Below are 26,446 nucleotides of genomic sequence, written 5' to 3' on the forward strand. Positions count from 1 at the left end.
GTGTGCCGCTTTCTTTCAGAATGGCCGGTCAGCTTCCGGTGTGCACCTCGCCCACCAGACCGCCGCCGCTGGAATCAATGGCGTACACAGTCAGACGTCCCGCCTCACTGAGCAGCTCCGGCGGCAGACGCACCGCGCCCTCCTCGGTGCGGGTCAGGTAGTGGAAGGCCTTGTGGGCGGTGGTGGCGTGGGCCACGCCGTCCGGCACGGTGCAGGCCAGCGTACCCTCAAAATCCTCGGGCAGGGGCATATCCTCCCCTTCGGCGCTCTGGAACAGATAGCAGCCCAGCTGCTCCAGCGCCCGCAGCCCGGCCCGGCGGCGGATGGGATGGCCCTCGTCCTCGCCGGGGTGCTTGCCGGTGATGATCACCGCCTCGCCGCTGTAGGCGGCCCAGAACTCCTTGGCCGGATAGCGGGCTTCCGCCTGGCGGTCGGTGGGGGCCAGGCTGTCGTTCACCAGCACATACACCTGGCCGTTTTCCAGCTCGAAGCCCCGCAGGGCCATGCACTGGTCCGCTCCGGTGGCAAAGGCCCCCGGCAGCAGCGGCAGGCCCAGACGGGCGGCGTCCTCGCTGTCGGCCGCGTAGTGCATGCGCAGCCCGATGGAATGCCCCGCCTTCACCTGCTGCCACACCGATGCCGGGTCCAGATAGGCCCGGTAGGCCTGGTAGCCGTAGCCTCCGGCCAGGGCGGTCATGAAAGCGTAGTTGAAGCAGTCGCCCAGGGCGTAATCCCGCATGCCCCAGGCCAGCTCCTCGGGCAGGGCGTCCTGGCCCCAGCGGTTGATCATGGAAGCCAGGGTCACCGCGGCGCTCATGCTCCCCGCAAACACCGGGTCCCGCAGCTGCTGGCTGTAGGCCGGCAGGCGCAAAAGGCGGCTGTAGGGCTCGGCGGTTTCCCAGTGCCAGTCCACCGGCCGCACGCTGGCGGCCAGCAGCCGCACCAGCGGGGTGAGCTGCTCGTCGTTGGTATAAAGGTAGATCCGCAGCTGGGCAAGGCTGGCCCGCCCCGCCGGGACATGGATGGTATCGCCGCTCACATAGGCGGGCTTTGCCGCCTCTTGATGCAGGCTCTCGCGCCGGATGTAGGGGCTCCACTTGCCCAGGGTCAGCCAGCCGGTCCACTCGCCGTCCACCAGTACCCGGGCCTGGGCCTCCACCACCGTGCCCTTGGGCGTCTCGGCGTTCCAGCTCACGGTCAGCTGACGGAAGGCCGGGAAGCGGATCTCCGGCGAGGTGAAGCAGCCGTACAGCACATACCGCCCGCCGGTCTGCTCCAGGCAGACGGCGTTCTCGGTCAGTGCCACGTTGTCCAGCCCGCCCTTGGTGAAGGCGTCGGTGCCGCTCATCAGATACAGGTTTTTCAGCATAGAGCCAATCCTTTCCGGTCTGGAGGCGTTATTTTTATACGCCCCGCGTTCTACTTTTATCCTATCCTTTCCGGGGCGTTCTGTCAAGCAAAACGCCTGTTTGCGCCCACTTCTTTGTATAATTTGCACGGTATTTTGCCCTCTATGCCCACAAAAATGCCCGGAGCCGGTTTTGGGAACCGGCCCCGGGCAGAAGGCTCAGCGCTCTTCCTGCTGCCAGCCGTCCCCGGCGCGCCGGAAGGCGGCGGGCGCGGGTGCGTTCAGCAGCTCCAGAATGGAATCGTCGTAGTTGCAGATGGTGTTCAGGTGATAAAACTCAAAATGGGCGGCGTCCGCCATGTAATCGGGGCTCTCGTCCCCCGCGAAGATGCGCCAGCCGCTGTCCGGCGCATTGGGGTCCAGCGGCGCTTCCCGGTAGAGATAGCCCACCGGCATCCCGTCCACAGTGATGCGGTCGCTGGCGATGCAGGCCACCTTGTCGCCGCCCTCATAGCCGGTGAGCACCGGCTTGAGCTGGCCGGGGGAAAGCTTATACTGCTTGGGCGGGCGCTTGTACCAGGCCGCGGCGCGCCAGGGACCGGTGAGCAGCTGCTCCAGCACCCGGCAGTTCAGCTCCACATACCGGCGCATCTCCTCCTTGTCCACCTTGCCCTCCTCGGCCATCTGGCCCCGGAACATGTCGTAGCAGGCGCCGCACAGGTAGCCCGCCGCGTATTCCAGGAAGCTGTCGTACCGGTCGGAAGCAGCAGAAGCCAGCGGCCGGACCTTTTGCCAGAACTCCTCCTCGGTGATGATGCCCGCCGCCAAAGCCGCCCGCCACATGCCCAGCCGCTCGGCGCAGTCGAAGGCCAAAAAGCCCTTGCGCCCGGCGATGGGGGCCAGCAGCTCGGCGAAATCCTTGCAGGCGGTGAAAAGGAATTTCCCCCGCGCGTCCAGCGCGCTCATGTCAAAGCAGGGACGACCCTTCCAGAAGCTGCGGAACTGGGTGTAGTCGTTCTGGGTGTTGTATTCCTTTTCCGCAAAGGCCGCAAGGCCCGCCGCGTCGTCCGCGCTGTAGAGCTTGCGGCAGTGCTCCCGCACCGCGGCAGCGTCGCCGCCGTCCCGGCTGCAAAGGAACAGGGTATCCGCGCCCATGGCCCCTGGGATGCCCGGCACCTTGCGCAGGGCCGCCGGTCCGGTGAGCAGCAGAGCAAACCGGTCCGGCTCGCAGGGGGCGGCTTCGCCCTGACCCTGGGCTTTCATCCGGTCCAGAAATTCCAGCAGCGCCCCGGCCAGGTCGTAATTGTCCCGGCGCAGGGGCCGCTTGTGATTGAATACATTCATGTGTGTTCTCCTTTTTTATGATACCGTTCAGGCGCGGTATTTTGTCTTCCATTTGCCGCTGGCGAGCCGCCCCACAAAGAAGGCGCTGCGGCAGACCCAGTCGATGACCATGGCGATCCACACGCCCACGGCCCCCATGCCGAAGCCGATGCCCAGCACATAGCTGAAGCCCAGCCGCCAGATCATCATGCTGGCAATGCTCACCAGCATGGTGAAGCGCACGTCGTTGGCTGCGCGCAGGGCGTTGGGCAGCACGAAGGCCACCGGCCACAGCACGATGCCGCAGGCGCAGTGGATGAACACCAGCAGCCAGGCCAGCTCATGGGTTTCCGCCGAGATGTTGTAAAGCCCCAGCAAAAGCGGCATGCCCAGGATCACCAGCAGATTGAGCGCGCCGTCCACCAGATAGGTCAGGCCCACCAGCTTTTTGGTGTAGCCGATGGCGGCCTTCTGGTCCTGGGCGCCGATGCACTGGCCCACCACCGTGATAAGCCCCAGGCTGATGGCCTGGCCCGGGATGCAGCCGATGCTGTCCAGGTTGTTGGCCACCGCGTTGGCGGAGATCTGCGCCGTGCCGAACACCGAGATAACGCTCACCACCAGCACCCGGCCCAGCTGGAACAGACTGTTCTCGAAGGCGGAGGGGATGCCGATGTTCAGAATCCGCAGCGCCAGCCCCTTTTTCAGCCGCAGACACTGAGCGGCCTGCACGTGCACCAGATTGGCCGGGTTGGAGGCCCGCCACAAAATCAGGCCCGCGGCCATGGCGCGGCCCACCAGCGAGGGCAGGGCCACACCGGCCACGCCCATTCCCAGGCCGAACACACAGATGGCGTTGCCCGCCACGTTCACCGCGTTCATCAGAATGCTCACCTGCATGCTGATCTTGCTGTTGCCCATGCTGCGGAACAGCGCCGCGCCCGCATTGTACAGGGCAATGAAGGGGTAGGACGCCGCCGAGATGCGCAGATATAAGAGAGCCGCATCCATCACCTCCGGCTCGATCTGGCCGAAGAGCAGGTGCAGCAGCGGCCGGGCAAAGGCCAGGGCCAGCACCATGACCCCCACGCCCGCCAGCGCCGCCAGATGGAACAGCTGGCCCGCGCTGTTTTTTGCGCTGGGCATGTCCCGCGCGCCCAGGTATTGACTGATGACCACCGCGCCGCCGGTGGCCAGCGCTGCAAAAATGTTGATGATCAAAACGTTCAGCATATCCACCAGCGACACGCCCGAGATGGCCGCCTCGCCCGCGTAGGACACCATCATCGTGTCCGCCATGCCCACCGTTACCGCCAGAAATTGCTCCACCACCAGCGGGGCCAGCAGCCGGGCCAGATCCCGCCGGGTAAACTGCACGCGCGTTTCACACGCCGCTTGCGCCACACAAAACACTTCCCTCACATCCGGTTTTTCACCGTTTTCTTGATCGTTCCATTCAATTTTAGGCCCCGCGGCGGCCAATTGCAAGGGCAGCCGCCGCCGGGGCGGGCGAGGGGAGGTAAAACTTTCTTTTTAATTTTACACAAAACCTATTGTTTTTTGCCCTTTGTTTGCTATACTGATAATATATCCTAAATATAAACCCACAACGGTGCGCGGCAGCTTCCGCGCGGCAAAGGAGAGCATAAAAATGGACGTTCGTTTCTTTTTCAGCATGTCTTACGGCGTTTACATCGTGACCAGCATGAACGGCGAGACCCCGGTGGGCTGCACCGCCAACAGCGCCATGCAGATCACCGCTGAGCCTGCCACCATCGCGGTGAGCATCAACCACGAGAACCTGACCCACAAGGCCATTTCCGAGAGCGGCATGTTCGCGCTGAACGTGCTCAGCGAGGCCAGCGACCCGGGCCTGATCGGCGGCTTCGGCTTCCGTTCCAGCCGCGACGTGGACAAGTTCGCCGGTGTGGCCTGGCACTATGAGCAGGGCCTGCCCGTTCTGGAGGACACCATGGGCTGGGGCCTGTGCAAGGTGATCGACAAGATGGAGACCGAGACCCACACCGTGTTCCTGGGCAAGGTGATCGACACCGGCGTGTTCGCTCAGACCGCCCCCGCCATGACCTACGAGTACTACCACAAGGTAATCAAGGGCTCCAGCCCCAAGACCGCTCCCACCTACGTGGCCCCCGAGGCAGTGGCCGACCTGCCCGTCACCAAGACCCAGTGGGTCTGCACCGTCTGCGGCTACATCTACGAGGGCGACCAGCTGCCCGCCGGCTTCACCTGCCCCCTGTGCGGCGTAGGCCCCGAGTTCTTTGAGAAGAAGAGCGTGGAAGTGCCTGCCGACGAGGTCAAGCCCGCTTCCGCCTCCGGCACCAAGTGGGTCTGCACCGTTTGCGGCTACGTCTACGAGGGCGACGAGCTGCCCGAGGGCTACACCTGCCCCCTGTGCGGCGTGGGCGCCGAGTTCTTCGAGAAGCAGGCCGCTCCTGCTGCCGCCACCGACGAGAACACCGAGTGGGTGTGCACCGTCTGCGGCTACGTGTACGAGGGCGCTGAGCTGCCCGCCGGTTACACCTGCCCCCTGTGCGGCGTGGGCGTGGACCAGTTCGAGAAGCGCAGCAAGTAATTCCGATTCCGCCAAAGGCGGCCCGGTTTCCCGGGCCGCCTTTTTTGCGTCCGAACGGAAAAAGCCCCGGCGAAGTCCGCCGGGGCTTTTTCCTGTTGTGTGTATTGCAAAGAAAACGAAAAGGTTTAGTTGTCGACCAGCTGGCCGCTCACGATGTAGACCACCCACTCCGCCAGGTTGGTGGAATGGTCGCTCATGCGCTCCAGGTACTTGGCGATCATCAGCTGATCCACCCGCTGGCGCACCTCCTCGGGGTGCTTCTGCATCCGGTCGCACAGCTCCTCGCACACCTGCAAAAAGTAGTCGTCCTGCAGATCGTCATGGCCGATCACGGCACGGGCCTTCTCCTCGCTCAGCTCCACAAAGGCGGTCACGGTCTCCTTGACCATGGTCTTCATCAGGCAGAACATCTTCTCCATGGGAGCAGGCAGCTCCACGGCGGGCTTGGCCGCCAGCTGGATAATGTATTCGGAAATGTCGCTGCAATGGTCGGCGATGCGCTCCAGATCCGAGATCATGCGCATGATGGAGGCGATGCGCCGCCAGTCACCGGCCACCGGGGTCTGGGTGAGCACCAGCTCCAGGCAGGCTTTTTCAATGTTGCGCTCCATCTGGTCGATGGCCTCGTCGCCGTCGATGATGGCCTGGGCGGTCTTCACGTCCAGCTTCTGCAGGGCCTTCCAGGTCTGGTCGATGGAAGTCTCGATGGTCAGGCCCATCTGCTCCACTGCGTCGTACAGCGCCTGCAGGTCGTTGTTGTAATTGATGCGTGTCATCATACTATCAGTTCCTCCCTTAGCCGAACCGTCCGGTGATGTATTCTTCCGTCTTGGGGTTCTTGGGATTGGCGAACAGCTCCTTGGTGGGGCCGTACTCAATCAGCGAGCCCAGCAGGAAGAAGGCGGTCTGGTCCGAAATACGGGCGGCCTGCTGCATGTTGTGGGTAACAATGACCACCGTGTAGTCCTTTTTCAGTTCGTCCATCAGGTCCTCAATGCGCAGGGTGCTGCCCGGGTCCAGGGCGCTGGTGGGCTCATCCATCAGCAGCACATCCGGCTGCACCGCCAGCGCGCGGGCGATGCAAAGCCGCTGCTGCTGGCCGCCGGAAAGGCCCAGGGCGCTCTTTTTCAGCCGGTCCTTCACCTCGTCCCAGATGGCGGCGCCGCGCAGGCTCTTCTCCACCAGCTCGTCCAGCTCCTTCTTGCTGTGGTTGCCGTGCAGGCGGGGGCCGTAGGCCACGTTGTCGTAGATGCTCATGGGGAACGGATTGGGCTTCTGGAACACCATGCCGATGCGGCGGCGCAGGTCGGTCACATCCACGTCCTTGTCCAGGATGTTCTTGCCGTGGAACAAAACCTCGCCGGTGATGCGCACGTTGGGAACCAGGTCGTTCATCCGGTTCAGGGTCTTCAAGAAGGTGGACTTGCCGCAGCCGGAGGGACCGATCAGGGCGGTGATCTTCTTTTCAGGGATGGCGATGTCGATGCCCTTCAGCGCCTCGGTCTCGCCGTAATACAGATGCAGGTCCTTTGCCTGCAGGATCGCGTTTTCGCTCATGTTGGCTGCTCCTTTACTGCTTCTGCTTCATTTTGCTCTGTACCAGACGGGTGGCCATGTTGATCAGGAATACCAAAATCAGCAGGATGGCCGCGATGGCAAATGCCACCTCGAATTCGCCGCGCTCGGCGGCGTACATGTACAGTGCAACGGACAACGTGCCGCCGCCCCGGGTGTAGGCGTCAAAGATGTTGGAGGCGATGATGGAGGCCGAACCTGCGGTAAACAGCAGGGCGGCGCTTTCGCCCACGATACGGCCCACCGCCAAAATGCAGCCGGTGATGATACCGCTGATGGAGGAGGGCAGCACGATGGTGCGGATCATGTACCACCGGGTGGCGCCCAGACCCAGCGCGCCCTCCCGGTACCCGGCGGGCACGGTTTTCAGGCTTTCCTGGGTGGTGCGGATGATGGTGGGCAGGATCATGATCACCAGGGTCAGACTGCCGGACAAAAGGCTGGAGCCGAAGCCCAGCATCTGCACGAAGACCAGCATACCCACCAGACCATAGATGATGCTGGGGATACCGGCCAGGGTCTCGGTGGTGAACTCCACCACCTTGATGAAGGTCTTGCTGGTGGCGTACTCGGTCAGGTAGACCGCCGCGCCCACGCCCAGAGGCAGGGCGATGATCAGGGTCAGCACAATGATGTAAAGGGTGTTGAGCAGGTTCGGCAGGATGCCGATGGTGTCCTTAATGACACTGGGTTTGGTGGAGAGAAGCTGCCAGGTGATGTTCGGGATGCCCCGCACAAAGATGTAGCCCAGCAGAGCCACCAGAACGGCCACGGTCAGGAAGGCGCAGCCGTAAACCAGCACCTTCAGCACGTTCGCCTTTGCTTTACGCTTTGCAGAATGGCTCACTGTTTCTCCCCCCGTTTCAAAAAGGTATTGAGCAGCCAGTTGATCAGCATGATGAACACGAACAGAACCAGGCCGATGCTGAACAGGGCCTGCTTTTGCAGGCTGCCGTCCGCCGCGTAGCTCATCTCGCTGGCCACGGCGGTGGTCAGGAAACGCACGCTCTTGAACAGGCCGGGCATGTTGGCCACGTTGCCGGCCACCATCATCACGGCCATGGCCTCGCCCACGGCGCGGCCCGCGCCCAGCACGATGCCGGCCACGATTCCGCTGCGGGCGGCGGGTACGCTCACCTTGAACACGGTCTCGATCCAGGTGGCGCCCAGGCCCAGGCTGGCCTCCTCATACTCCGGCGGAACGGCCCGCAGAGCGGTCTCGCTCACCGAGATGATGTTGGGCAGAACCATGATGGCCAGCACCAGAATGGCGCTGAGCAGGCAGCTGCCGCTCTTCAGCTCAAAGGCCTTCATCACAGCGGGCACCAGCACGATCATGCCGATCAGGCCGTAGACCACGCTGGGGATGCCCGCCAGCAGCTCCACCGCGGGCCGTACCAGGGCGGCCAGCTTGGGGGGTGCCAGCTTTGCCAGGAACACGGCGGTGAGCACGCCCACCGGCACGCCGATGATCAGCGCGCCCACCATACCCCACACGCTGGTCAGGATGAAGGGCAGGATGCCGAAGCTGGGCTCGGACGCGGTGGATTTCCACTCGGTGCCCAGCAGAAAGTCCACCGGGCCGATTTTGATGATGGCGGGCAGACCGGCCCACACCATGTAGATGGTGATGAGGGCCACCGCCGCGATGGAGACCATTCCGCAGATGAAGAACACTGCGTTCATGATCCGCTCGATGCTCTGTTTCAGTTTCATAGCGCTTTTCCTCTTCGTTACTCGCTTTGCACACACTGCGGTTTTTCCGCAAAAAAGCCGCCGGAATCTGCGTGGATACGTATTTTCCGGCGGCGGGTTGCCTAACTTGGGCACCACCGCACAATTCACGCCTTGCGGCTCAGGTGGCGTATCACCCCAAAATTTTCCGCCAGGTTTTCCAAAAATGCTCGTCAATCCAGCCAAGGATTGTCTGCGCTTTTTGGTTCACCTTGCAAAAAATTTTCTGGCGCGCTCCACCACCTGGAATCATGCGGTGCTGCCCCTACTTCATTTCGCCGGCATGCCGACCTTTCAGGGTGTCAGGCGAAGGCATGTAGCCTTCTTGTTAAACCATGGGTACCGCGCCGGCGGCAGCGATCAGCTCAGCGGCTTCCTCGCTCAGAGCGAAGTCGTAGAAGGCCTGAGCCTGAGCGCTCAGCTCCTCGCCCTCCTTGGTGGCGAACACGAAGGGGCGCTGGATCTTGTAGCTGCCGTCCTTGACGGTCTCCTCGCTGGCGGCAACGCCGTCCACGGTGACCATCTTCACGGACTCGTCAACGCTGGCCAGAGAAACATAGCCGAAGGCGTTGGGGTTGGCGGCAACACCGGCCAGAACGGCGCCGGTGCTGGTCAGCTCCTGCTCGTAAGCGCACTTGTCTTCCACGCCAACGATGCTCTCGAAACCGTCGCGGGTACCGGAACCAGCCTCACGGCCGATCAGGACCACGGGGGCGTCAGGGCCGCCCACTTCGCTCCAGTTGGTGATCTCGCCGGTAGCCAGACCAGCGATCTGCTCCAGGCTCAGGTCAGCAACGGTGTTCTCGGTGTTCACCACGATGGCGATGCCGTCCAGGGCGAAGGTGGTCTCCTTCAGGCCCTTGGAGATCTCCTCTTCCTTCAGAGCGCGGCTGGACAGGCCGATGTCCAGGGTACCGTCGGCGGCACCGGTCACGCCGGCGCTGCTGCCGGTGGGATCATAAGTAACGTCCACGCCGGGGTTGGCTTCCATGAAAGCCTCGCTCAGAGCGCCGATCACCTTCTCCACGCTGGTGGAGCCGCCGGTGGCTACCGCGCCGCTCAGGTCGGCGGTGGCTTCCGCGCTGCTGGCGGTGGTGGAACCAGCGGTGGAACCCGCGGTGCTGGTGGTGGCGGTGCTCTCAGAGCCGCCGCAGGCTACCAGACCGGCAGCCATAACACATGCAATAGCCATTGCCATAAAACGCTTCATTTTCATTTTTCTCTTACTCCCTCTTCGTCTCAATTCATTCCAATGAATTTCTTCCGCTCTCCCCGCTCCTGTGGGGGCGGAGTTTCGGTCTCGCTTGCGCTTCGCTTTCCCGCGAAACTGGTATCATTATACCGCCCGGTTTGCAAAATCCGCCCGCATGGTTCGGTTAGGCTTTTGTTAAACTGCCCAACCTTTTTGTAAAGAAATTTTACAAAACCACGAACCCGCGCCCTTTCGGCCCGGCGCAATGTTAAGTTTATGTTTGTGAGGAATTTCACCACCCCGCAGCCCGGCATTCCGGCCAAAACCGGCGGCTTTCCTTATTTATATAGGCATCCGGCGGATTCGCTCTGCCAAATCACCCTTTTAAAGCAAAAAAGTCTTGACGGAAGCACCAAACAGGTTCTATAATGGTCACATTATAAAAGCCAATCACAGGCGGCGGCGCATATCCACCGGCCGCGAAAGGGAGGACCTGTTTCATGTTGGAGATCAAAGTAACCAAGACCACCACCCCCAAAGCCAAGCCCGATGAGAACAATCTGGGCTTCGGCACCCATTACACCGACCACATGTTCCGCATGGAGTACACCGAGGGCCAGGGCTGGCATTCCGCCCGCATCGAGCCCTACCAGCCCATTTCGCTGGACCCTGCCGCCATGGTCTTCCACTATGCCCAGGAGAGCTTTGAGGGCATGAAGGCCTACCGCACCGCCGAGGGTCAGGTGCAGCTGTTCCGCCCGGAGAAGAACGGCGAGCGTTTGCAGAGCACCCACGAGCGTCTGTGCATCCCCACCATCCCGGTGGAGGACTTCGTGCAGGCCGTAAAGGCTCTGGTGGACGTGGACCGTGACTGGGTGCCCAGCGCTCCCGGTACCAGCCTGTACCTGCGCCCCTTCACCATCGCCACCGAGCCTCACCTGGGTGTGAAGCCCAGCGAGAGCTATGAGTTCATCGTAATCGCCTCTCCCTCCGGCGCCTACTACGCCGAGGGTCTGGACCCGGTGAAGATCTACGTGGAGGACGAGTATGTGCGCGCCACGCCCGGCGGCACCGGCTTCATCAAGTGCGGCGGCAACTACGCGGCCAGCCTGGCGGGCCAGATGAAGGCCCACGACCTGGGCTACAGCCAGGTGCTCTGGCTGGACGGCGTGGAGCGCAAGTACGTGGAGGAAGTGGGCAGCATGAACTGCTTCTTCAAGATCGACGGCGTAATCCGCACCGCGCCCACTGTTGGCACCGTGCTGCCCGGCATCACCCGCATGAGCTGCATCGAGCTGCTGCGCGACTGGGGCTACACCGTGGACTGCGACAACCGCCTGTCCATCCAGGAGGTCATGGAGGCCGCCCACGCCGGCAAGCTGGAAGAGGTGTTCGGCACCGGCACCGCCGCGGTGGTCAGCCCGGTGGGCAAGCTGTACTACGAGGGCGACGAGGTGACCGTGAACGACGGCAACATCGGCCAGGTGACCCAGCGTCTGTACGACACCCTCACCGGCATCCAGTGGGGCGTTCTGCCCGACGAAAAGGGCTGGATCGTGAAGGTCTGATTGCTTCCTTTTCAACACAAAGCAAAAAGGCATCGGGAATTTTCCCGATGCCTTTTTTATTTTCTGTTTGCGGCTCAGCCCTGACGGAAACGGGCCAAAAACTCGGCGGTGCGTTCGTTCTTGGGGTTCTCGAACAGCTGGGCCGGTTCGCCCTCCTCGCAGATCACGCCGTCGGCCATGAACACCACATGGTTGCTCACGTCCCGGGCGAAGGCCATCTCGTGGGTAACCACGATCATGGTCATGCCCTCGGCGGCCAGCTTCTGCATTACGTTCAGCACCTCGCCCACCATCTCCGGGTCCAGGGCGCTGGTGGGCTCGTCGAAGAGCAGCAGCTCCGGCTCCATGGCAAGCGCCCGAGCAATGGCCACACGCTGCTGCTGGCCGCCGGAAAGCTGGCTGGGCTTTGCGTTCACATATTCGGCCATGCCCACCTTTTCCAGGTAGAACAGGGCCTTTTTCTCCGCCTCGGCCTTGCTGCGCTTCAATGCCTTGCGCTGGCCCAGCATGCAGTTTTCCAGTACGGTCAGGTTGGAGAACAGGTTGAAGGACTGGAACACCATGCCCACCTTGGTACGGTAGGCGGGGATGTTGGCGTTCTCGCCGATGTTCTGCCCGTGGAACAGGATCTCGCCGCCGGAGGGCGTCTCCAGCAGGTTCAGGCAGCGCAGCAGCGTGGACTTGCCGCTGCCGGAGGGGCCGATGATGGTGGTCACGTCGCCCTTGCAGACGGTGAAGTTGATGTCCCGCAGAATCTCCCGCGGGCCGAAGGATTTATTCAGGTGGCGCACCTCTACGATGGCGCCGTTTTCGGTGGTATTCATCTTGCTCGTCCCCCTTTTCTCACAGGTCCAGGTTGCCGGTGCGCGGCTTGCCGTGCTCCACATAGGGAGGGGCGTTCAGGCCGCCGGTCTGCTTCACCAGCGTGTAGCTGGATTCGCCGTCCATCCGCTTTTCCACCCAGCGCAGGATGGCCGAGCAGACCAGGGTCATCACCAGATAGATGGCCATCTCGATCACTGCCGAGGGGAAGTAAGCATAGGTGGCGCCCACCACGCCCTTGTGGATGCTGAACAGCTCGGCCACTCCGATGATGAACAGCACGGAAGTATCCTTGATGTTGATAATCAGGTTGTTGCCGATCTGGGGCATGATGTTGCGCAGCGCCTGAGGCAGAATGATGCTGGTCATGGTCTGCACATGGGTCAGGCCGATGGCCTTGGCGCCCTCGGTCTGGCCCACCGGGATGGACAGAATGCCGCCGCGTACCGATTCCGCCATGTAAGCGCCGGTGTTCACCGACACGATCACCAGGGCAGCGGTCCACATGTCCAGGTTCCAGCCGAACAGGAAGGCCGCACCGTAGAAGATCAGCACCGCCTGCAAAATCATGGGCGTGCCGCGGAAGACCTCCACATACACCCGCAGCACCGCGCGGGCCGCGCCCAGCAGCACCTTCTTGCCCATGCCGTCCCGCTTTTCCACCGGGATGGTCTGCACGATGCCGCACCCGAGACCGATCACGCAGCCGATGGCGGTGCAGATCACCGCGATCACGATGGTGATGCCCGCACCCTTCAGATAGCTGGTGCCGTAGTTCTTCAAAAGATAGCCGATCTGGGCAAAGAAGCCCTCGGGCAGGCCGTCGCTCAGGGGCTGGATGGCAATGGCCTCGTCCATCATGGCGTTGTAGTCGTCCTCGGTCATGGTGGCCAGCACGCCGTTGATGGCGTCCTTCAATTCGGTGTTGCCCTTCTGCACCGAGATGCCGATGTTCACGTCCTCGCTGGAGACCACGAAGTTATCCTCGCTGTCGTTGAAGTCCAGCAGCACAAAGTCGCTGTAAGCGTTCAGGGCCGCCTTGGCGGTGGGGATGTCGGTGACCACCAGATTTACCCGGCCGGTCTCCAGCGCCATCAGCATGGCGGGGGCGGATTCCTGCGGGGTGAGGATGGTGGCGTCCGGAATCTGGGGCAGACAGCCGTCGTACCAGATGGTGCCCAGCTGGCTGGTGGCGGTGGCACCCGCCAGCTCGCTCAGGCCCTGGGCCTGGGCATAGGGGCTGTCGGCGCGGGTCAGGCCCACGATGGAGGCATAGAAGTAGGGGGCGGTGAAGTCCACCGACTCCAGCCGCTCACTGGTGATGGACTGGCCCGCAATCACACAGTCCACAGTGCCGCTCTGCACGGCGGGCACCAGGGAATCCCAGTCCAGCCGCACGATCTCCAGCTCCATGCCCAGAGCCTCGGCGATCTTTTTCGCCATCATCACGTCGTAGCCGTTGGCGTAGTCGGCGCTGTCCTTGATGGGCACCGCGCCGTTGGAAGAATCCGGCTGGGTCCAGTTGTAGGGGGCGTAGGCACACTCCATGGCTACGGTAAGGGTGTTGTCGTCCAGCACGCTGCCCTCGGCCGAAACGGCGGTGAGACCGCCGGGAATTCCGGCAAACAGCAGCAGCGCCAGCACAAGGCTTGCGATCTTTTTCATTGTTTGCTCCTCCTATTCGCTTTTCTACCGCTGCCCGCCACGCAAAAAAACGGGGCTGCTTTCCTTTCGAAAAGCAGCCCCGCGGAAGTCTCTGTGCGCACCGCGAAGGAACGCGGCACGTTGCAGGCAGCCCCGGCCGGGCCGCCCCTTCGGTTTCCCTTGGATAGCGCTTCACGAAAAATTTCGTGACAGTCCGGCGGATCTTCTCCGCCGACCCAGGCAAGCGCCCCCCAGACCGGGTTCGCTTCCTTCGGCGGTGTTCCCTTTTGCAGCGGCGGGGGTCTGCCCCGAATGCCGCGTGCTACTCTTGAACACCGCGCCTCTATCACAGCGATATGAATTTAGTTGCCATATTACTCTATTTTCCACAGCTTGTCAAGCCGCTGCGGAAAATTTGGTCCTTTTTTGTAATTAAATCGGCTCAAACCGTCTCGATGTATGCATTCAGCAGCTGGAAGGTGGCCATCATGCCCTTCACATGGCTGCGCTCGTAGCCGTGGGAGGCGTACACGCCCGCGCCGATCAGGCCGTGGCGCAGATCCGCGCCCGCCCGCAGGGTGGCTTCCACGTCCGAGCCGTAGTGGGGGTACACGTCCACCGCGTAATCCACCCCGGCGGCCTTGGCCGCCGCCACCAGACCGCTCACCACGTCATAGTGGTAGGGGCCGCCGCTGTCCTTGGCGCAGATGGACACCTGATGCTCCTTGCAGGCCAGGCCCTCGCCCACGCAGCCCATGTCCACGCTGATGGCCTCGCCCACACCTTCGGGCACCGAGGCGGAGCCGCCATGGCCAACCTCCTCAAATACGGTGATGTGCTGCCACACCGCCCGCCGGGTGGTCTTGCCGCTCTCCTTCAATGCGCGGGCATAGCCCAGCAGGATGGCCACGCTCAGCTTGTCGTCCAGGAAACGGCTCTTGATGTAGCCGCTCTCGGTGACGGTGGTGCGGGGGTCAAAGCAGACGATGTCGCCGTTTTCGATGCCCAGGGCGTGGACCTCGGCCTCGGAGAACACCATCTCGTCCAGCAGCACCTCCATGGTGTCCCAGCTGCGCTCGGTCTTGGAGTAGTCGCCGTTCACATGCACCGAGGCGTCGGTGAGCTGGCACACTCCGGTGTAGACCTTGCCCTCCCGGGTGTAAATGCGCACGTTCTCGGCCTCGGCGTTGTTGGGGTTCATGCCGCCCAGAGCAGTCAGCCGCAGCCGGCCGTTGGCCTTCACGCCGCACACCATGCCGCCCAGCGTGTCCAGATGGGCCTCCTGCAGGATGCCGTCGCCGGGCATGGAGCCGTCGCCCGCGCTCAGCTGCACCAGCACGCCGCCCTTGCGGGTGACCTGGGGCTCATAGCCCAGGGCCTTGTATTCCTTCACCAGATAATCCACCGCGTTTTTGGTAAAACCGCTGGGGCTGTCGATGGCCAGCACCGCTTTTACCTGATGGAGCATATATTCCTGATCGTTCATCTTGTTTTCCCTCCCGATGGTATTTGTTTATAACGCCTGTTCCAGCTCCTCCACCTGAGCCAGCCAGAGGGTGGCGCAGGCGTCGCTGGGCATCCGCCAGTCGCCCCGGGGCGACAGGGTCACGGTGCCCACCTTGGGGCCGTCCGGCAGGCAGCTGCGCTTGAACTGCTGGGCGAAGAAGCGCCGGTAGAAGTTGCGCAGCCACTGCACCAGCACCGCGTCCTCATAGACCCCGGCAAAGGCCCGCTGGGCCAGCCAGAAGATCTTTTTGGGCGCAAAGCCCCAGCGGATGGCGTAATAGAGGAAGAAGTCATGCAGCTCGTAGGGGCCCACGATGGCCTCGGTCTGCTGGGCAATCTCGCCGTTTTCCTTGGCGGGCAGCAGCTCGGGGCTGACCGGGGTGTCCAGAATATCCTGCAGCACCTCCCGCAGGGCGGGCTCGCTGTTGGCGGCCACGGTGGCCACGATATGCCGCACCAGGGTCTTGGGCACCGAGCCATTCACGCCGTACATGCTCATGTGGTCGCCGTTGTAGGTGGCCCAGCCCAGGGTCAGCTCGCTCAGGTCGCCGGTGCCGATCACAAGGCCCCCCATCCGGTTGGCCAGGTTCATCAGCACCAGGGTGCGCACCCGGGCCTGGGTGTTCTCGTAGGTCACGTCCAGCGCCGACTCGTCGTGGCCGATGTCCGCAAAGTTGCTGCGCACCGTGTCCGCAATGTTCACCTGACGCAGGCTCACGCCCAGCGCCTCACACAGCTTTTCCGCGTTGGACTTGGTCCGCTTTGTGGTGCCGAAGCAGGGCATGGTCACCGCGATCACGTCCTTGAGGGGCTTATTCATCAGTCGGAAGGCCCGGGTCACCACCAGCAGGGCCAGGGTACTGTCCAGACCGCCGGAAATGCCGATCACCGCGGTGGCAGCGTGGGTGTGCTCCATCCGCTTGCGCAGGCCCTGGGCCTGCATCTCCAGAATGGCCTCGCAGCGGCGCATGCGCTCGCTCTCGCCCGCGGGTACAAAGGGGGCCGGGTCCACCGGGCGCACCGGCTGCCAGTCGGCACAGGTGTCCGCCAGCTGCACGGTGGTGTAGTCCTCATCGTTCACCGCGGCAAAGCTGGTGTTCTTCAGCCGCTCGCCCGCCAGCTTCTCCAGGTCCACCTCGCTCACGATCATGCCGCTGCCGAACAGCTCGGTCTGGGCCAGAATGGCCCCGTTCTCGCAGATCAGGTCGTGCCCGGCGAACACCAGGTCGGTGGTGGATTCGCCCCGGCCCGCGTCCGCGTACAGATAGCCGCACAGCAGCCGGGCGGACTGGCCCGCGATCAGCTGACGGCGGTATTCCGCCTTGCCCACCACCTCGTCGCTGGCGGACAGGTTCAGAATCAGGGTGGCCCCGGCCATGGCGTGGCCCACGCTGGGGGGCAGCGGCGCCCACACGTCCTCGCAGATCTCCACCGCGATTTTAAAGCAATCCGCCTTGGGGTGGCAGAACAAAAGCTTTGTGCCGAAGGGCACGGTCTGGCCCAGTACGTCCAGCGTGAAGATTCCGACGGGGGCGGCGGTGAAGCGGCGGCCCTCGTAGAACTCATTGTAGCTGGGCAGATGGGTCTTGGGCACAAGGCCCAGCAGCCGCCCGCTCTGGCAGACGGCGGCGCAGTTGTACAGCTTGCCCCGCACCGCCAGCGGCAGGCCCGCCACGAACACCACCGAGGTGTGGGCGGTGGCCTTCAGCACGGTGTCCAGCGCGTCCAGCGCGCCCTGCTGCAGCACCGGCTGGAAAAACAGATCCTCACAGGTGTAGCCGGTGAGGCCCAGCTCCGGCAGGCACAGCACCTCCACTCCCTGTCCGGCGGCCTCCTCCACCGCCCGGATGGTCTGGGCGGCATTGTAGGCGCAGTCCGCCACCCGGATGTCCGGCGTGGCACAGGCGGTTTTGACAAACCCGTATCGCATGGTGTGATCCTCTCCTCGTCCCGTTGTTTTAAAAATTCTTTTGTAAGTATAGCACATTTCGGCCCGGTTTTGAATGTGCCCGACTCTGGCCTTTTGGGCAAATCTGTGCTATACTTTATTTCACTATCTTGCAAAAGCAAGCAAAAGGAGCGATGGCACAATGTCGATGCAAGCAGCCAGGGCCCACCTGGCGAAATTCGGTTTGGAGGGGCGCATCCGGGAATTTTCGGTATCCAGCGCCACGGTGGAGCTGGCGGCGGTGGCCGTGGGCTGCGAGCCCGCCCGCATCGCCAAGAGTCTTTCCTTTCTGGTGGAGGACAAGCCCATTCTGATTCTGGCGGCGGGGGACGCCAAGGTGGACAACCCCCGCTATAAGACCCGGTTCGGCACCAAGGCCAAGATGATCCCCGCCGACCAGGTGGAGGAGCTGATCGGCCACGGGGTGGGCGGTGTGTGCCCCTTCGGCACAAAGCCCGGCGTGACCGTGTATCTGGACGAATCCCTGCGCCGGTTTGAGGTGGTCTACCCGGCGGCGGGCACCGCGGCCAGCGCGGTGGAACTGAACCTGGCCGAGCTGGAACAGGCCAGCAGCGCGTGTGGCTGGGTGGATGTGTGCAAGGGCTGGCGGCCAGAGCAATCATAAAACACAACAAGCAAAAAAGGCTGCCCGCCTGGGCAGCCTTTTTTCGTGTACAAAATCAACCGGCGGTGAAGTAGCCCTTTTCGCAGAGCACTTCCAAGAAGAAGTTCACCGCTTCATCGTCGAACAGGTCGGCGTAGTCGTTTTTGGACGCCACCGCCTCCGGCGACAGGTCCAAACGGCCCTTGGCGGCCAGCCGGTCAAAGGCCTCGCTCACCGCGCCCCGGCGTGCCTGCTCGGCCATGGCCCGCGCCGGGCCCCGCTTTTGCAGAAACGCCAGAAAGTGTGCTCCGTCCCAGCCGCAGACCAGCTTTGCCTCGGCGGCTTTTTCGGTGACCTCCTGCAAGAATTTCTGTTCCAGATCGTTCATGCTCGATCCCTGCCTTTCGCTTGCTCGTTATTGCTGCGCGCCGTTTTCACTCACAGCGCGATCACGTCCAGATCATAGGGCACATGCAGATCGCCCTGGTAATATTCTTTGCCCTCGGCGGTGTACAGCCGCTGGCGGTCCTCGTAGGTCTTGTCCTCGGTGTGCCAGAGCACCAGATGGGGCACCTCCAGCTGGGCGGCCAGCTCGCAGGCCTCCTTCACGGTGCTGTGGTGCTTTTCATAAGGCTTGAACTTCTCCCGGTCGCCGTACAAACAGAACGCCTCGCACAGCAGCCAGTCGCTGCCCTTCACATAACCCTCGCACAGGGGGTTGTAGGGCTCGTCGCCCAGGCAGGTGAGCTTTTTGCCGTCCTTCTCGGCGGTGAAGCCGTACTGCTCCATCTTGGTGGAGTGGATGTCGAAGAAGGTCACGGTGTGGCCCAGAAGCTGAGCCTGCTCACCGTCGGTCACGCCGTGCAGCAGGATGCGCTCGCCGATCAGCTTGGCGAACTTGCCCTGCACGGTCAGCCGTACCAGCGTCTCGATGGTCTCGGGCAGGCCCTTATGGCACCAGATGTGGAACTGGCCCTCATATTTGCCGTCCAGCATCAGGGTGGCGATCTTGCGGATCACCCACACCACGCCCAGAATGTGGTCGGTGTGGGCGTGGGTCACGATCAGGTGGTGAATATCCGCCGGGTCGATGCCCGCCTTTTGCAGCTGCACCAGAATGCCGTTGCCGCCGCCCGCGTCCACCAGCAGAACCTCCTCGCCCTGATGCAGGGCGAAGCAGGTGTTGTAGCAGCGCAGGGCCATGGCGTAGCCGGTGCCCAGAACCGTAATCTTTTCCATTGGTCTTTCCCTCTCCTCGTATGCCTGTTCTTTTATTTTCCTTCCCGGATGAAGCGGCAGGCACTTTCCATGGCCTCCGCCGCCTTCTTGATGGGGAACATCTGGAACACATGCCACATGCCCGGCCACTGCTCCAGCCTGCACAGAACGCCCTGCTCCTGCATGGCCCGGCGCAGGCCCAGCGAATCCTCCAGAAGGATCTCGTTGTCGCCCACCTGGATCAGCGTGGGCGGGAAGGCGGTGAAATCGCCGTACAGCGGCGAATACTCCCACCTGGACCAGTCCGCCCCGGGGGCGTAGGCCTGGCGCACCGCGCAGATGTAGTTTTTGGTGAGCATGGGGTCGGTCTCGCCCCGGGTCTCATAGGTCTCGCTGGTGGCGGTCATGTCCGTCCAGGGGGAGAACAGCACCAGCTGGCCGGGCAGCCTGCGGCCCTCGGCCCGCAGCCGCATCACCAACTCCAGCGCCATGTTGCCGCCCGCGGAATCGCCCGCCAGCACCACATCCGCCGCGCCGTAGCCCTGGTGCATCAGGTAGTTCCATGCCTTTTCCGCATCCTTCAAGGCCGCCGGATAGGGGTGCTCGGGGGCCAGCCGGTACTCGAAGGCCAGCACCGGGCAGCCGGTGCCCTGGGCCAGCTTTGCCGCCAGCGGCCGGGCGTAGCCCAGATTGCCGGTGGTGTAGCCGCCGCCGTGGCAGTACAGCACGATTTTGCGGGGGTGTTCCCCCTGCTCGGGGCGCACCCATGCGGCGGGCATGCCGCCGATCTCAAAGGGCTCCCAGCGCATGCCCAGCATGGGGGTGACCATGCGGCCCAGCAGCTCCTGGCCCTTGCGCTGCCGCTCCAGATCCTCCGGTGTGGTGGAATCCGGCGAAGTGGCGGAATGGATGGCCTTCAGCGCCGCGGTCAGGGTGGTTTCAAAGCGTTTTTCCAGCGACAGAGCGCTCTGCTCCGCGTCGGGTCGGTTCATTTTCAGCATAGGTTCTCTTTTCCGGCCGGGATCGTTTTTACCGGCCTTTCTTTTATTGTACCATACCCCGGCAGCTTTTGATGGACATTCTGAGAATTTTACATCCCATTTGCCCAAAACGTGGTAAAATAAGGAAAACAAACCCAGTTTTCGGAGGTGAATGCCATGCCTTCCCTTCCCGGCGGCTGGTCCCGGCTGGACAACGCCGCCCTGATGTATTCCGCCCTGCAGCGGGAGGACTATTCCGCCGTCTACCGGTTTTCGGCCCAGATGCGCCAGCCGGTGGACCCGGTGCTGCTGCAGCAGGCGGTGGACACCACCCTGCCCCGCTTTCCCGGCTTTGCGGTGCGCATCAAGCAGGGGGTGTTCTGGTATTATTTCGAGCCCAACCATGCTCCCGGCCCCTTCGTTCAGCCGGACATCGCCAACCCCTGCCAGCCGGTACGCTTTCGCAAGGGCGAGGATTGGCTGATCCGCTTTTTCTATTATGAGCGGCGCATCTCCATGGAGGTGTTCCACGCCCTGGCGGACGGCTCCGGCGCACTGACCTTCTTCCGCACCCTGCTGGCGGTGTATCTGCGGCTGTGCGGGCACGACATCCCCAACGAGGGGGGCGTGCTGGACGTGACTGCCCCGCCCGATCCGGCCGAGCAGGAGGACGCCTATTCCCGCTACGGCCACGCCCGCAAGTGCCTGGGCATGCGGGAGCCCCCCGCCTATGCCTGCCTGGGCGAAAAGGAGCCCTTCTACACCCTGAACGTGACCATGGGCCTTGTGTCGGTGGCCCAGCTCAAGGCGGTGGCCAAGGGCTACGGGGCCTCCATCACCGAATATCTGGCGGCGGTGCTGCTGGAATCCATCCAGATCCGCCAGCGCCGGGAGGGCCGCCGCAAGGAAAAACAGGTGGCGCTGGCGGTGCCCATCAACCTGCGGCCCCACTTCCCCTCGCCCACCCTGCGCAACTTCATTCTCACGGTACGCCCGGTCATCGACCCGGAGCTGGGCGACTACACCTTCCCGGAGATCGTCTCCCAGGTGCATCACCAGATGCGGCTGCACATCAACCGGGTGGAGATGCAGGCCACCATCGCCGGGAACGTGGCGCTGCAGAACAATCTGCTGTTGCAGCTGGTGCCCTCGCCCATCAAGAATCTGGCGCTGGATCTGAGCTACCGGCTCATCGGCAACCGGCCCTATTCCACCACCCTGACGAACCCCGGCGTGTTCAAGGTGCCCGCCGCCATGAAGGAGCACATCGAGCGCATGGAGATGATTCTGGGCCAGTCCTACACGGCCCGGTCCAACTGCGCCTGCATCAGCTACGGCGACATATTGACCATCACCTTCGCGGGCATCGTGAAGGATACCGATATGGAGCGGGAGTTCTTCCGCCATCTGGTGCGGGAGGGCATCCACGTGAAGGTCATCTCCAACCGAAAGGAGTAAACGAGCCATGTCTTATTGTGTGCAATGCGGGGTGGAGCTGGATTCCACCGCCGGGCGCTGCCCTTTGTGCGGCACGCCCGTATACAATCCGAACCAGCCGGTGGACCGCACCAGTCCGCCGCCCTTCCCGGCCATCCGGCAGGAGGTGGCCCCCATCGACCGGCGGGAGCTGGCGGTGGCGGTGACGGCGGTGCTTTCCTCCGCCTCGGTGTTCTGCGTGCTGCTGAACCTGATTCTAGTGGGCCGCAGCGTTCCCTGGTCCGCCTACGTGGCCGGGGCGGCCGCTCTGCTCTGGTGCTGGAGCGTACCCCATCTGCTGGCCCGCCGCCTGCCGGTGTGGGGGCGGCTTGCCATCGACGGAGCCGCGCTGGCGCTGTATCTTTTGCTGATTGCCCTGCTCACCGGCGGCCTTGGCTGGTACTGGAGCCTGGCGCTGCCCATCACCGCGGCCCTGTGCGCGGCGTCGCTGGCGCTGTGCGCGGTGTTCCGCAAAAAGCCCTCGCTGCTCAGCGCCTTCATGGCGGTGATCCTGTGCATCGGGCTGTTCCTGCTGGTGCTGGAATTCTTCATCGACTTCACCGTCTCGGGCAGCTACCGGCCCTTCTGGTCGCTCATCGCCTTTGGCGCCTGCCTGGCCCTGATCGCCCCGCTGCTGGTGGTGCGCCTGCGCCCCGGCCTGCGCAGCGAAGTGCGCCGCCGGTTCCATTTCTGATTTTTGGAATAAGCAAACAGCGGCACGGAGCATGGCTCCGTGCCGCTGTTTTTCTATTCAGACCGGGTCTCTCCGGTTTCATATTTCGAATATCCAGTCTGAGACATTCCCAGAAATTTTGCCACCTGAGTCTGATTCAGGTCCCGCAAGCAATATCTCATACATCAGTTCATCTCTTTTCGGTCAGTTCGGCCCAGAATGTAGTCCACGCTCACCTGATAGAAATCCGCCAGCGCACAGAGCACATGGGGCGGAACCATCCGCTGCCCGCTTTCGTAATAGGCATAGGTCCGCTGGGGCACATTGATTGCCCGGCCTACCTGCGCCTGGGTCAGGTCACGGTCCTCCCGAAGGTCTCGGATTCTTTGATATCGTTCCATTGGCTATTGTTTACTTTCGCTTCGGCCGACCAGATAGTCCAGCGACACATGGTAAAAGTCCGCCAGTTTGATGGCCAGCCCCAGAGGCAGCTCCCGTTCTCCCCGCTCGTATTTTGAATAGAGCGACTGGTCACACAAAAGCATCTGCGCCACCTGCGTTTGTGTCAGGTCGGCATCCTCTCGAAGATCACGAATCCTGAGATTCATATGCATCACCAAGGCTACTATAGCAAAGGGCTTAACGCGCCCTTGACTTTTAGGACTATATGTCCTATTCTGATAAATACGAGGTGATTCTATGCCGGACTATAAAGAACTGTATCTGACCCTGTTTGATGCCACCGAAAAAGCAATTCGCGAATTGATCGCCGCCCAGCAAAAGTGCGAGGAGCTGTGCCTGCGCACGCCCTTGCAGGAGCCGGTCCTGCTGCCCTTCCCCCAGGAGCCGGAGGAAAAATAACCGAAACCATACAAAAGGAAAAGCCCGCAGGAAGATTCCTGCGGGCTTTTTGGCGGAGAGTTAGGGATTCGAACCCTAGGTCGGTTTTACCCGACACGAAATTTCGAGTCATTTCCCGCTTATGACTTTTGGTGGAAATTAAGCGAAGATGGAAGTACACAACGGAAGCCCAAAAGCTGCGGTATACTGCGGATTTTGGCTTCCGTTTTTCGCTTTTATTTGAACCCACCGGGTTTTCCGAGTTCTTCCCGTTTTTGCCCCGAATTATGACCGGAGGATAGAACAAGGATAGAACTGCACGCCAGATCGAGGAGTTTAACACCCATCCCTTTTTACGAAAACGCAAATCTCAATTTGATTTGTCATCCTAATTTTATTTGAACTCATTTCAAAAGTCAACATTATGCGACGCACCAGTGAAGTACCTCACCTACCAATGACAGATGAACAAGAAAGTGAGTGCTGCACATGGATTTGACCAAGTATTACCCCGACATCGCCGCAAAGTATCCCGCCTATGTAACCCAACGGGAACTATGCGAGATCTGCCGCATCTGTCCCAAGACCGCCTACAATTTGGAGCAACAAGGTGAGATTCCCTACACCATTGAGCAAAACCACCTGATCCGTAGCCACAAAATCAAGCTGACGGACATTCTTGCCTATCTCTATCGGCGTGAGTGCAGACAGGAAGCAGACAGTCCCTATATCTGTGCTATGAGAACATTCTATGACAAACATCTATCTCCCTACTCAGACCTGCTTTCCGTAAAGGATATTCAGCAGATTACAGGCTTTTCGTCCTCGGCAATCGTGCGGTGGATCAGCATAGGGATTCTGAAGGCTTTCCAGCCTGGAAAGCAGTACACCGTCCCAAAGGATTTTATGCTGGACTTTCTGATAAGCCCATATTACCGCCGTATCCGCCGAAAGACCCCTGTCCAAAAGGAATTGATGGATACATTTGAGCGTCTGTGGCAGGAAAAAGGAGGCGAGTGATGTGGCACAGGTATCCAAGTATCGCTATTTACTGAATCAGTACCCAGAAACAGTCCAAAAAGAGCAATTCCGCATCATCTGTCATATCAGCAAACGCACAGCTCGTTATCTGCTGCAATCCGGTCTGGTTCCCTGCGTACAGAGTGGGAAAAAGACCCGGAATTACACCATTAAGATGAAAGACATTGTTCGCTACCTTGAGCGCAGGGAAATCCACCCCGAAAAATACAAACTTCCCCCCGGCTCATATAGCGGGACATACGCAGTCAAGCCCTTGCTTCCCGAATCTGTGACAACGGAGGAACTGCGAAAATACTACATAGAGAGTTTCCGGGACATTCCCGACATAGTTTCCACGAGAGAGGCCGCGGAATTAACAGGCGCCACGGCATCTACGGTCGCAAAATGGATCAGAACGAAAAAGCTGAAAGCTCTTTCACATGGTCCGGCATTTATCATCCCGAAGGTCAATCTGATCGACTTTATGGCCAGTGACGCATATTTGAACAAACGCTTGAAATCACAAAAATTCCACGAAAATATAGGAGGTTTTCTATCATGGAAAGCGGGAAAATAATTGTTGTAGCCAACCAGAAAGGTGGAGTAGCCAAGACCAGCACGGTCCGAAATCTGTCCTATGCGCTGGCCGAGATGGGCAAAAAGGTCTTGGTAGTTGACTTTGACCCCCAGTATAACCTCACCACCAGCTTCGGTGTCCTGCCGACCCAGACGCCCTGTAATACCGGGACTCTCATCACCAATCTGCTTCTGGACGAATCTCTGCCGGATACCAACGAGTTCATCCAGAAAATCGGCTCTGTGGACTTGATCCCTTCCAGCCGCTCTCTCACCGTTGCGGAGGCAAATCTGCTGATGACGCCGGACAGCAATGACTACCTGGCTGCTCTGCTGAACCCTCTGCGGCTGTCCTACGATTACATTATCGTGGACACCAACCCCTCTCTCGGCTCGTTGACCATCAACGCTTTAACGGCCGCCGACGAGGTAATCATCCCGATTGACCCGGAACTGTTCGCTCTGACCGGTTTGCAGGCGTTGGTGGACACCATCAAGAAAATCAAGCGGAAATTAAATCCCAGCATTGAGATCGGCGGTATCCTGTTCACCAAATGCAACAAGCGGACGAACCTGTATCGCCGTACATACGGTCAGGTCACAAAGGCATTCCAATCGCTCCCCATCTTCAACTGTCAGATTCCCTACACGGTCAAGGTGGGGGACGCAAACAGCTACGGAATGAGCGTCATGGAACTGGAGCAGGCAAACCCCGCCTCTCTTGCCTATCTGGAACTTGCAAAGGAGGTGCTGGCAAATGCCTAAAATCAATCCGCGCATCAAGTCCATTGACGATCTTCTGGGCTTGGATGCCGCAGAAGAAAGACCTATTGAACCCACCCCTTCCGTATCCTTGCCGACCAAGAACACCATCATCACCCTTCCCCCGCAGGCCATTCGTGCTTTCCGAGGCCACCCGTTCCGGCTGTATGAGGGCGACCGGCTCAATGATCTGGTAGAAAGCATTTCGGAACATGGGGTCCTGAATCCCGCCATCATCCGCAAGATTGAACGGGATGAAGATGGCTTTGAGTATGAAATGCTGGCCGGTCATAACCGGCAGAACGCCGCAGCCATTGCAAACCGTGAACTTCCCTGTATCGTCAAGGAAAATCTTTCCGATGAAGATGCGTGGATTTATGTGATCGAAACCAATGTCCTGCAACGCTCCTTTTCCGAAATGCTACCCTCTGAAAAAGCGGCGGTGCTGGCTCTGCGCTACTCCAAGATGATCTGTCAGGGGCGCCGGAACGATATTATTGAGGAGCTGAAAAAGCTGGAAAACCCTGATGAAATCAAGGAAAATTCCACAAGTGGCACTCAGTGCCACAGGACGAAAAGCCGGGATATTTTAGGCGCTGAATACGACTTAAAAGGCCGCGCCGTAGCCAACTATCTCCGCATCAATGAGTTGATTACTCCGCTGAAAAGGCGAATTGATGACGCCGAGTTCCCGATTGTGGCAGCCGTACAGCTCTCCTTTTTGACCGAACAGGAACAGCAGATGGTTGACGATGTACTTTCGGAAAATGAGTACAAGGTCAATGAGGGAAAGGCTGTCCTGCTGCGGGAATATACCGGAAAGCTGACCCCGGAGCGCACCGAACAGATTCTGTCCGGCGAGTTTAACCGGAAACCAAAAAAATCCACGGCTACGGCGTTCAAGGTCAAACCGGCGATTTACAAGAAATACTTTACCGCCAGCATCAGCCAGAAAGAGTTCGACAGCATTGTGGACGAGGCGCTTGCCCTCTACTTTGCTCAGAAAGGACAGGAGTCCGAGCAAGAGGCCGGATAACCGACCAT

At 61.1% G+C, this 26,446-nt stretch carries 28 protein-coding genes and 1 riboswitch; of the genes, 10 read left to right on the forward strand and 18 right to left on the reverse strand.

Annotation, left to right across the window (positions count from 1 at the left end; genetic code table 11):
• Nucleotides 1–28 precede the first annotated feature (28 nt).
• The 3 genes from B5G03_RS01155 to B5G03_RS01165 form a co-directional block, all read right to left on the reverse strand.
• The gene (locus B5G03_RS01155) at nt 29–1,369 is read right to left on the reverse strand and encodes a cysteine peptidase family C39 domain-containing protein (protein WP_087179985.1); all 1,341 of its coding nucleotides are present in this window, start codon (nt 1,367–1,369) and stop codon (nt 29–31) included.
• A 198-nt stretch (nt 1,370–1,567) separates the two neighbouring features.
• Entirely contained in the window at nt 1,568–2,692 is a 1,125-nt protein-coding gene (locus tag B5G03_RS01160) for an immunity protein Imm33 domain-containing protein (protein WP_087179986.1), read from the reverse strand.
• A gap of 27 nt (nt 2,693–2,719) precedes the next feature.
• Nucleotides 2,720–4,075, reverse strand: coding sequence for an MATE family efflux transporter (locus B5G03_RS01165; RefSeq protein WP_242962240.1), 1,356 nt, complete (start codon nt 4,073–4,075; stop codon nt 2,720–2,722).
• A gap of 247 nt (nt 4,076–4,322) precedes the next feature.
• Between B5G03_RS01165 and B5G03_RS01170 the strand changes: the two genes are divergently transcribed.
• Nucleotides 4,323–5,264, forward strand: a complete 942-nt coding sequence (locus tag B5G03_RS01170; protein ID WP_343286875.1) for a rubredoxin-like domain-containing protein — start codon at nt 4,323–4,325, stop codon at nt 5,262–5,264.
• Nucleotides 5,265–5,389: 125 nt separating this feature from the next.
• On the opposite strand, the gene phoU is transcribed toward B5G03_RS01170, so the two are convergent.
• The 5 genes from phoU to B5G03_RS01195 all read right to left on the reverse strand — a co-directional run bounded on the left by phoU (nt 5,390) and on the right by B5G03_RS01195 (nt 9,783).
• Entirely contained in the window at nt 5,390–6,043 is a 654-nt protein-coding gene (gene phoU, locus B5G03_RS01175; RefSeq protein WP_087179987.1) for a phosphate signaling complex protein PhoU, read from the reverse strand.
• A 16-nt stretch (nt 6,044–6,059) separates the two neighbouring features.
• Nucleotides 6,060–6,821 (reverse strand): phosphate ABC transporter ATP-binding protein PstB, encoded by a 762-nt coding sequence (gene pstB / locus B5G03_RS01180; protein ID WP_087179988.1) that lies wholly within the window; start codon nt 6,819–6,821, stop codon nt 6,060–6,062.
• 13 nt (nt 6,822–6,834) lie between these two features.
• Entirely contained in the window at nt 6,835–7,686 is an 852-nt protein-coding gene (gene pstA, locus B5G03_RS01185; RefSeq protein ID WP_242962241.1) for a phosphate ABC transporter permease PstA, read from the reverse strand.
• Entirely contained in the window at nt 7,683–8,555 is an 873-nt protein-coding gene (gene pstC / locus B5G03_RS01190) for a phosphate ABC transporter permease subunit PstC (RefSeq protein WP_087179989.1), read from the reverse strand. Before pstC ends, pstA begins: the two co-directional genes overlap by 4 nt.
• 346 nt (nt 8,556–8,901) lie before the next feature.
• A complete protein-coding gene (locus tag B5G03_RS01195; protein WP_087180129.1) occupies nt 8,902–9,783 on the reverse strand; it encodes a phosphate ABC transporter substrate-binding protein in 882 nt (293 codons plus the stop codon).
• 482 nt (nt 9,784–10,265) lie between these two features.
• Here B5G03_RS01195 and B5G03_RS01205 point away from each other — a divergent pair, with 482 nt between their 5' ends.
• Nucleotides 10,266–11,333, forward strand: coding sequence for a branched-chain amino acid aminotransferase (locus B5G03_RS01205; RefSeq protein WP_087179991.1), 1,068 nt, complete (start codon nt 10,266–10,268; stop codon nt 11,331–11,333).
• A 74-nt stretch (nt 11,334–11,407) separates the two neighbouring features.
• Here B5G03_RS01205 and B5G03_RS01210 read toward each other — a convergent pair whose 3' ends face one another.
• From B5G03_RS01210 to B5G03_RS01225, 4 genes are all read right to left on the reverse strand, one after another.
• Complete coding sequence (locus B5G03_RS01210; RefSeq protein ID WP_087179992.1) at nt 11,408–12,157, reverse strand: amino acid ABC transporter ATP-binding protein; 750 nt, start codon at nt 12,155–12,157, stop codon at nt 11,408–11,410.
• 19 nt (nt 12,158–12,176) lie between these two features.
• Nucleotides 12,177–13,820 carry an ABC transporter substrate-binding protein/permease gene (locus tag B5G03_RS18055; protein ID WP_087179993.1) on the reverse strand — a complete coding sequence of 548 codons (1,644 nt, stop codon included), beginning with the start codon at nt 13,818–13,820 and terminating at the stop codon, nt 12,177–12,179.
• Between the two features lie 156 nt (nt 13,821–13,976).
• Nucleotides 13,977–14,153: riboswitch (Lysine riboswitch) on the reverse strand.
• 88 nt (nt 14,154–14,241) lie between these two features.
• Nucleotides 14,242–15,285 (reverse strand): M42 family metallopeptidase, encoded by a 1,044-nt coding sequence (locus B5G03_RS01220; protein ID WP_087179994.1) that lies wholly within the window; start codon nt 15,283–15,285, stop codon nt 14,242–14,244.
• A gap of 27 nt (nt 15,286–15,312) precedes the next feature.
• Nucleotides 15,313–17,235: an NAD(+) synthase gene (locus B5G03_RS01225; RefSeq protein WP_087179995.1), complete on the reverse strand. Its 1,923-nt coding sequence runs from the start codon at nt 17,233–17,235 to the stop codon at nt 15,313–15,315.
• Between the two features lie 160 nt (nt 17,236–17,395).
• Here B5G03_RS01225 and B5G03_RS01230 point away from each other — a divergent pair, with 160 nt between their 5' ends.
• The gene (locus B5G03_RS01230) at nt 17,396–17,878 is read left to right on the forward strand and encodes a YbaK/EbsC family protein (RefSeq protein WP_087179996.1); all 483 of its coding nucleotides are present in this window, start codon (nt 17,396–17,398) and stop codon (nt 17,876–17,878) included.
• A gap of 55 nt (nt 17,879–17,933) precedes the next feature.
• Here the strand turns inward: B5G03_RS01230 and B5G03_RS01235 are convergent, their stop codons facing one another.
• The 3 genes from B5G03_RS01235 to B5G03_RS01245 are packed head-to-tail and all read right to left on the reverse strand — an operon-like array spanning nt 17,934 to nt 20,067.
• Nucleotides 17,934–18,245, reverse strand: coding sequence for a hypothetical protein (locus B5G03_RS01235; protein WP_087179997.1), 312 nt, complete (start codon nt 18,243–18,245; stop codon nt 17,934–17,936).
• 50 nt (nt 18,246–18,295) lie between these two features.
• Nucleotides 18,296–19,096, reverse strand: coding sequence for an MBL fold metallo-hydrolase (locus B5G03_RS01240; RefSeq protein WP_087179998.1), 801 nt, complete (start codon nt 19,094–19,096; stop codon nt 18,296–18,298).
• A gap of 32 nt (nt 19,097–19,128) precedes the next feature.
• Entirely contained in the window at nt 19,129–20,067 is a 939-nt protein-coding gene (locus B5G03_RS01245; RefSeq protein ID WP_242962242.1) for an alpha/beta hydrolase, read from the reverse strand.
• A 165-nt stretch (nt 20,068–20,232) separates the two neighbouring features.
• Here B5G03_RS01245 and B5G03_RS01250 point away from each other — a divergent pair, with 165 nt between their 5' ends.
• Both B5G03_RS01250 and B5G03_RS01255 read left to right on the forward strand, forming a co-directional pair.
• A complete protein-coding gene (locus B5G03_RS01250) occupies nt 20,233–21,513 on the forward strand; it encodes a hypothetical protein (protein ID WP_087180000.1) in 1,281 nt (426 codons plus the stop codon).
• Between the two features lie 7 nt (nt 21,514–21,520).
• Nucleotides 21,521–22,225, forward strand: coding sequence for a DUF6320 domain-containing protein (locus B5G03_RS01255; protein ID WP_087180001.1), 705 nt, complete (start codon nt 21,521–21,523; stop codon nt 22,223–22,225).
• Between the two features lie 53 nt (nt 22,226–22,278).
• Here the strand turns inward: B5G03_RS01255 and B5G03_RS17965 are convergent, their stop codons facing one another.
• The 3 genes from B5G03_RS17965 to B5G03_RS01270 are packed head-to-tail and all read right to left on the reverse strand — an operon-like array spanning nt 22,279 to nt 22,812.
• Complete coding sequence (locus B5G03_RS17965; RefSeq protein WP_087180002.1) at nt 22,279–22,386, reverse strand: helix-turn-helix domain-containing protein; 108 nt, start codon at nt 22,384–22,386, stop codon at nt 22,279–22,281.
• A gap of 3 nt (nt 22,387–22,389) precedes the next feature.
• Complete coding sequence (locus B5G03_RS01265; RefSeq protein WP_087180003.1) at nt 22,390–22,605, reverse strand: helix-turn-helix domain-containing protein; 216 nt, start codon at nt 22,603–22,605, stop codon at nt 22,390–22,392.
• A gap of 3 nt (nt 22,606–22,608) precedes the next feature.
• Complete coding sequence (locus tag B5G03_RS01270; RefSeq protein ID WP_087180130.1) at nt 22,609–22,812, reverse strand: helix-turn-helix domain-containing protein; 204 nt, start codon at nt 22,810–22,812, stop codon at nt 22,609–22,611.
• Between the two features lie 91 nt (nt 22,813–22,903).
• Between B5G03_RS01270 and B5G03_RS17550 the strand changes: the two genes are divergently transcribed.
• From B5G03_RS17550 to B5G03_RS01290, 5 genes are all read left to right on the forward strand, one after another.
• Entirely contained in the window at nt 22,904–23,065 is a 162-nt protein-coding gene (locus B5G03_RS17550; protein WP_164496657.1) for a hypothetical protein, read from the forward strand.
• A gap of 468 nt (nt 23,066–23,533) precedes the next feature.
• Nucleotides 23,534–24,064 (forward strand): helix-turn-helix domain-containing protein, encoded by a 531-nt coding sequence (locus B5G03_RS01275; RefSeq protein WP_021633063.1) that lies wholly within the window; start codon nt 23,534–23,536, stop codon nt 24,062–24,064.
• A gap of 1 nt (nt 24,065) precedes the next feature.
• Nucleotides 24,066–24,641 carry a helix-turn-helix domain-containing protein gene (locus B5G03_RS01280; RefSeq protein ID WP_006354099.1) on the forward strand — a complete coding sequence of 192 codons (576 nt, stop codon included), beginning with the start codon at nt 24,066–24,068 and terminating at the stop codon, nt 24,639–24,641.
• A complete protein-coding gene (locus B5G03_RS01285) occupies nt 24,623–25,405 on the forward strand; it encodes a ParA family protein (protein WP_021633062.1) in 783 nt (260 codons plus the stop codon). Before B5G03_RS01280 ends, B5G03_RS01285 begins: the two co-directional genes overlap by 19 nt.
• The gene (locus tag B5G03_RS01290; protein WP_087180004.1) at nt 25,398–26,438 is read left to right on the forward strand and encodes a ParB N-terminal domain-containing protein; all 1,041 of its coding nucleotides are present in this window, start codon (nt 25,398–25,400) and stop codon (nt 26,436–26,438) included. Before B5G03_RS01285 ends, B5G03_RS01290 begins: the two co-directional genes overlap by 8 nt.
• The last annotated feature ends 8 nt before the right edge of the window (nt 26,439–26,446 follow it).

Origin of the sequence: Gemmiger sp. An50 (assembly GCF_002161595.1) — a bacterium.
GTDB lineage: Bacteria > Bacillota > Clostridia > Oscillospirales > Ruminococcaceae > Allofournierella.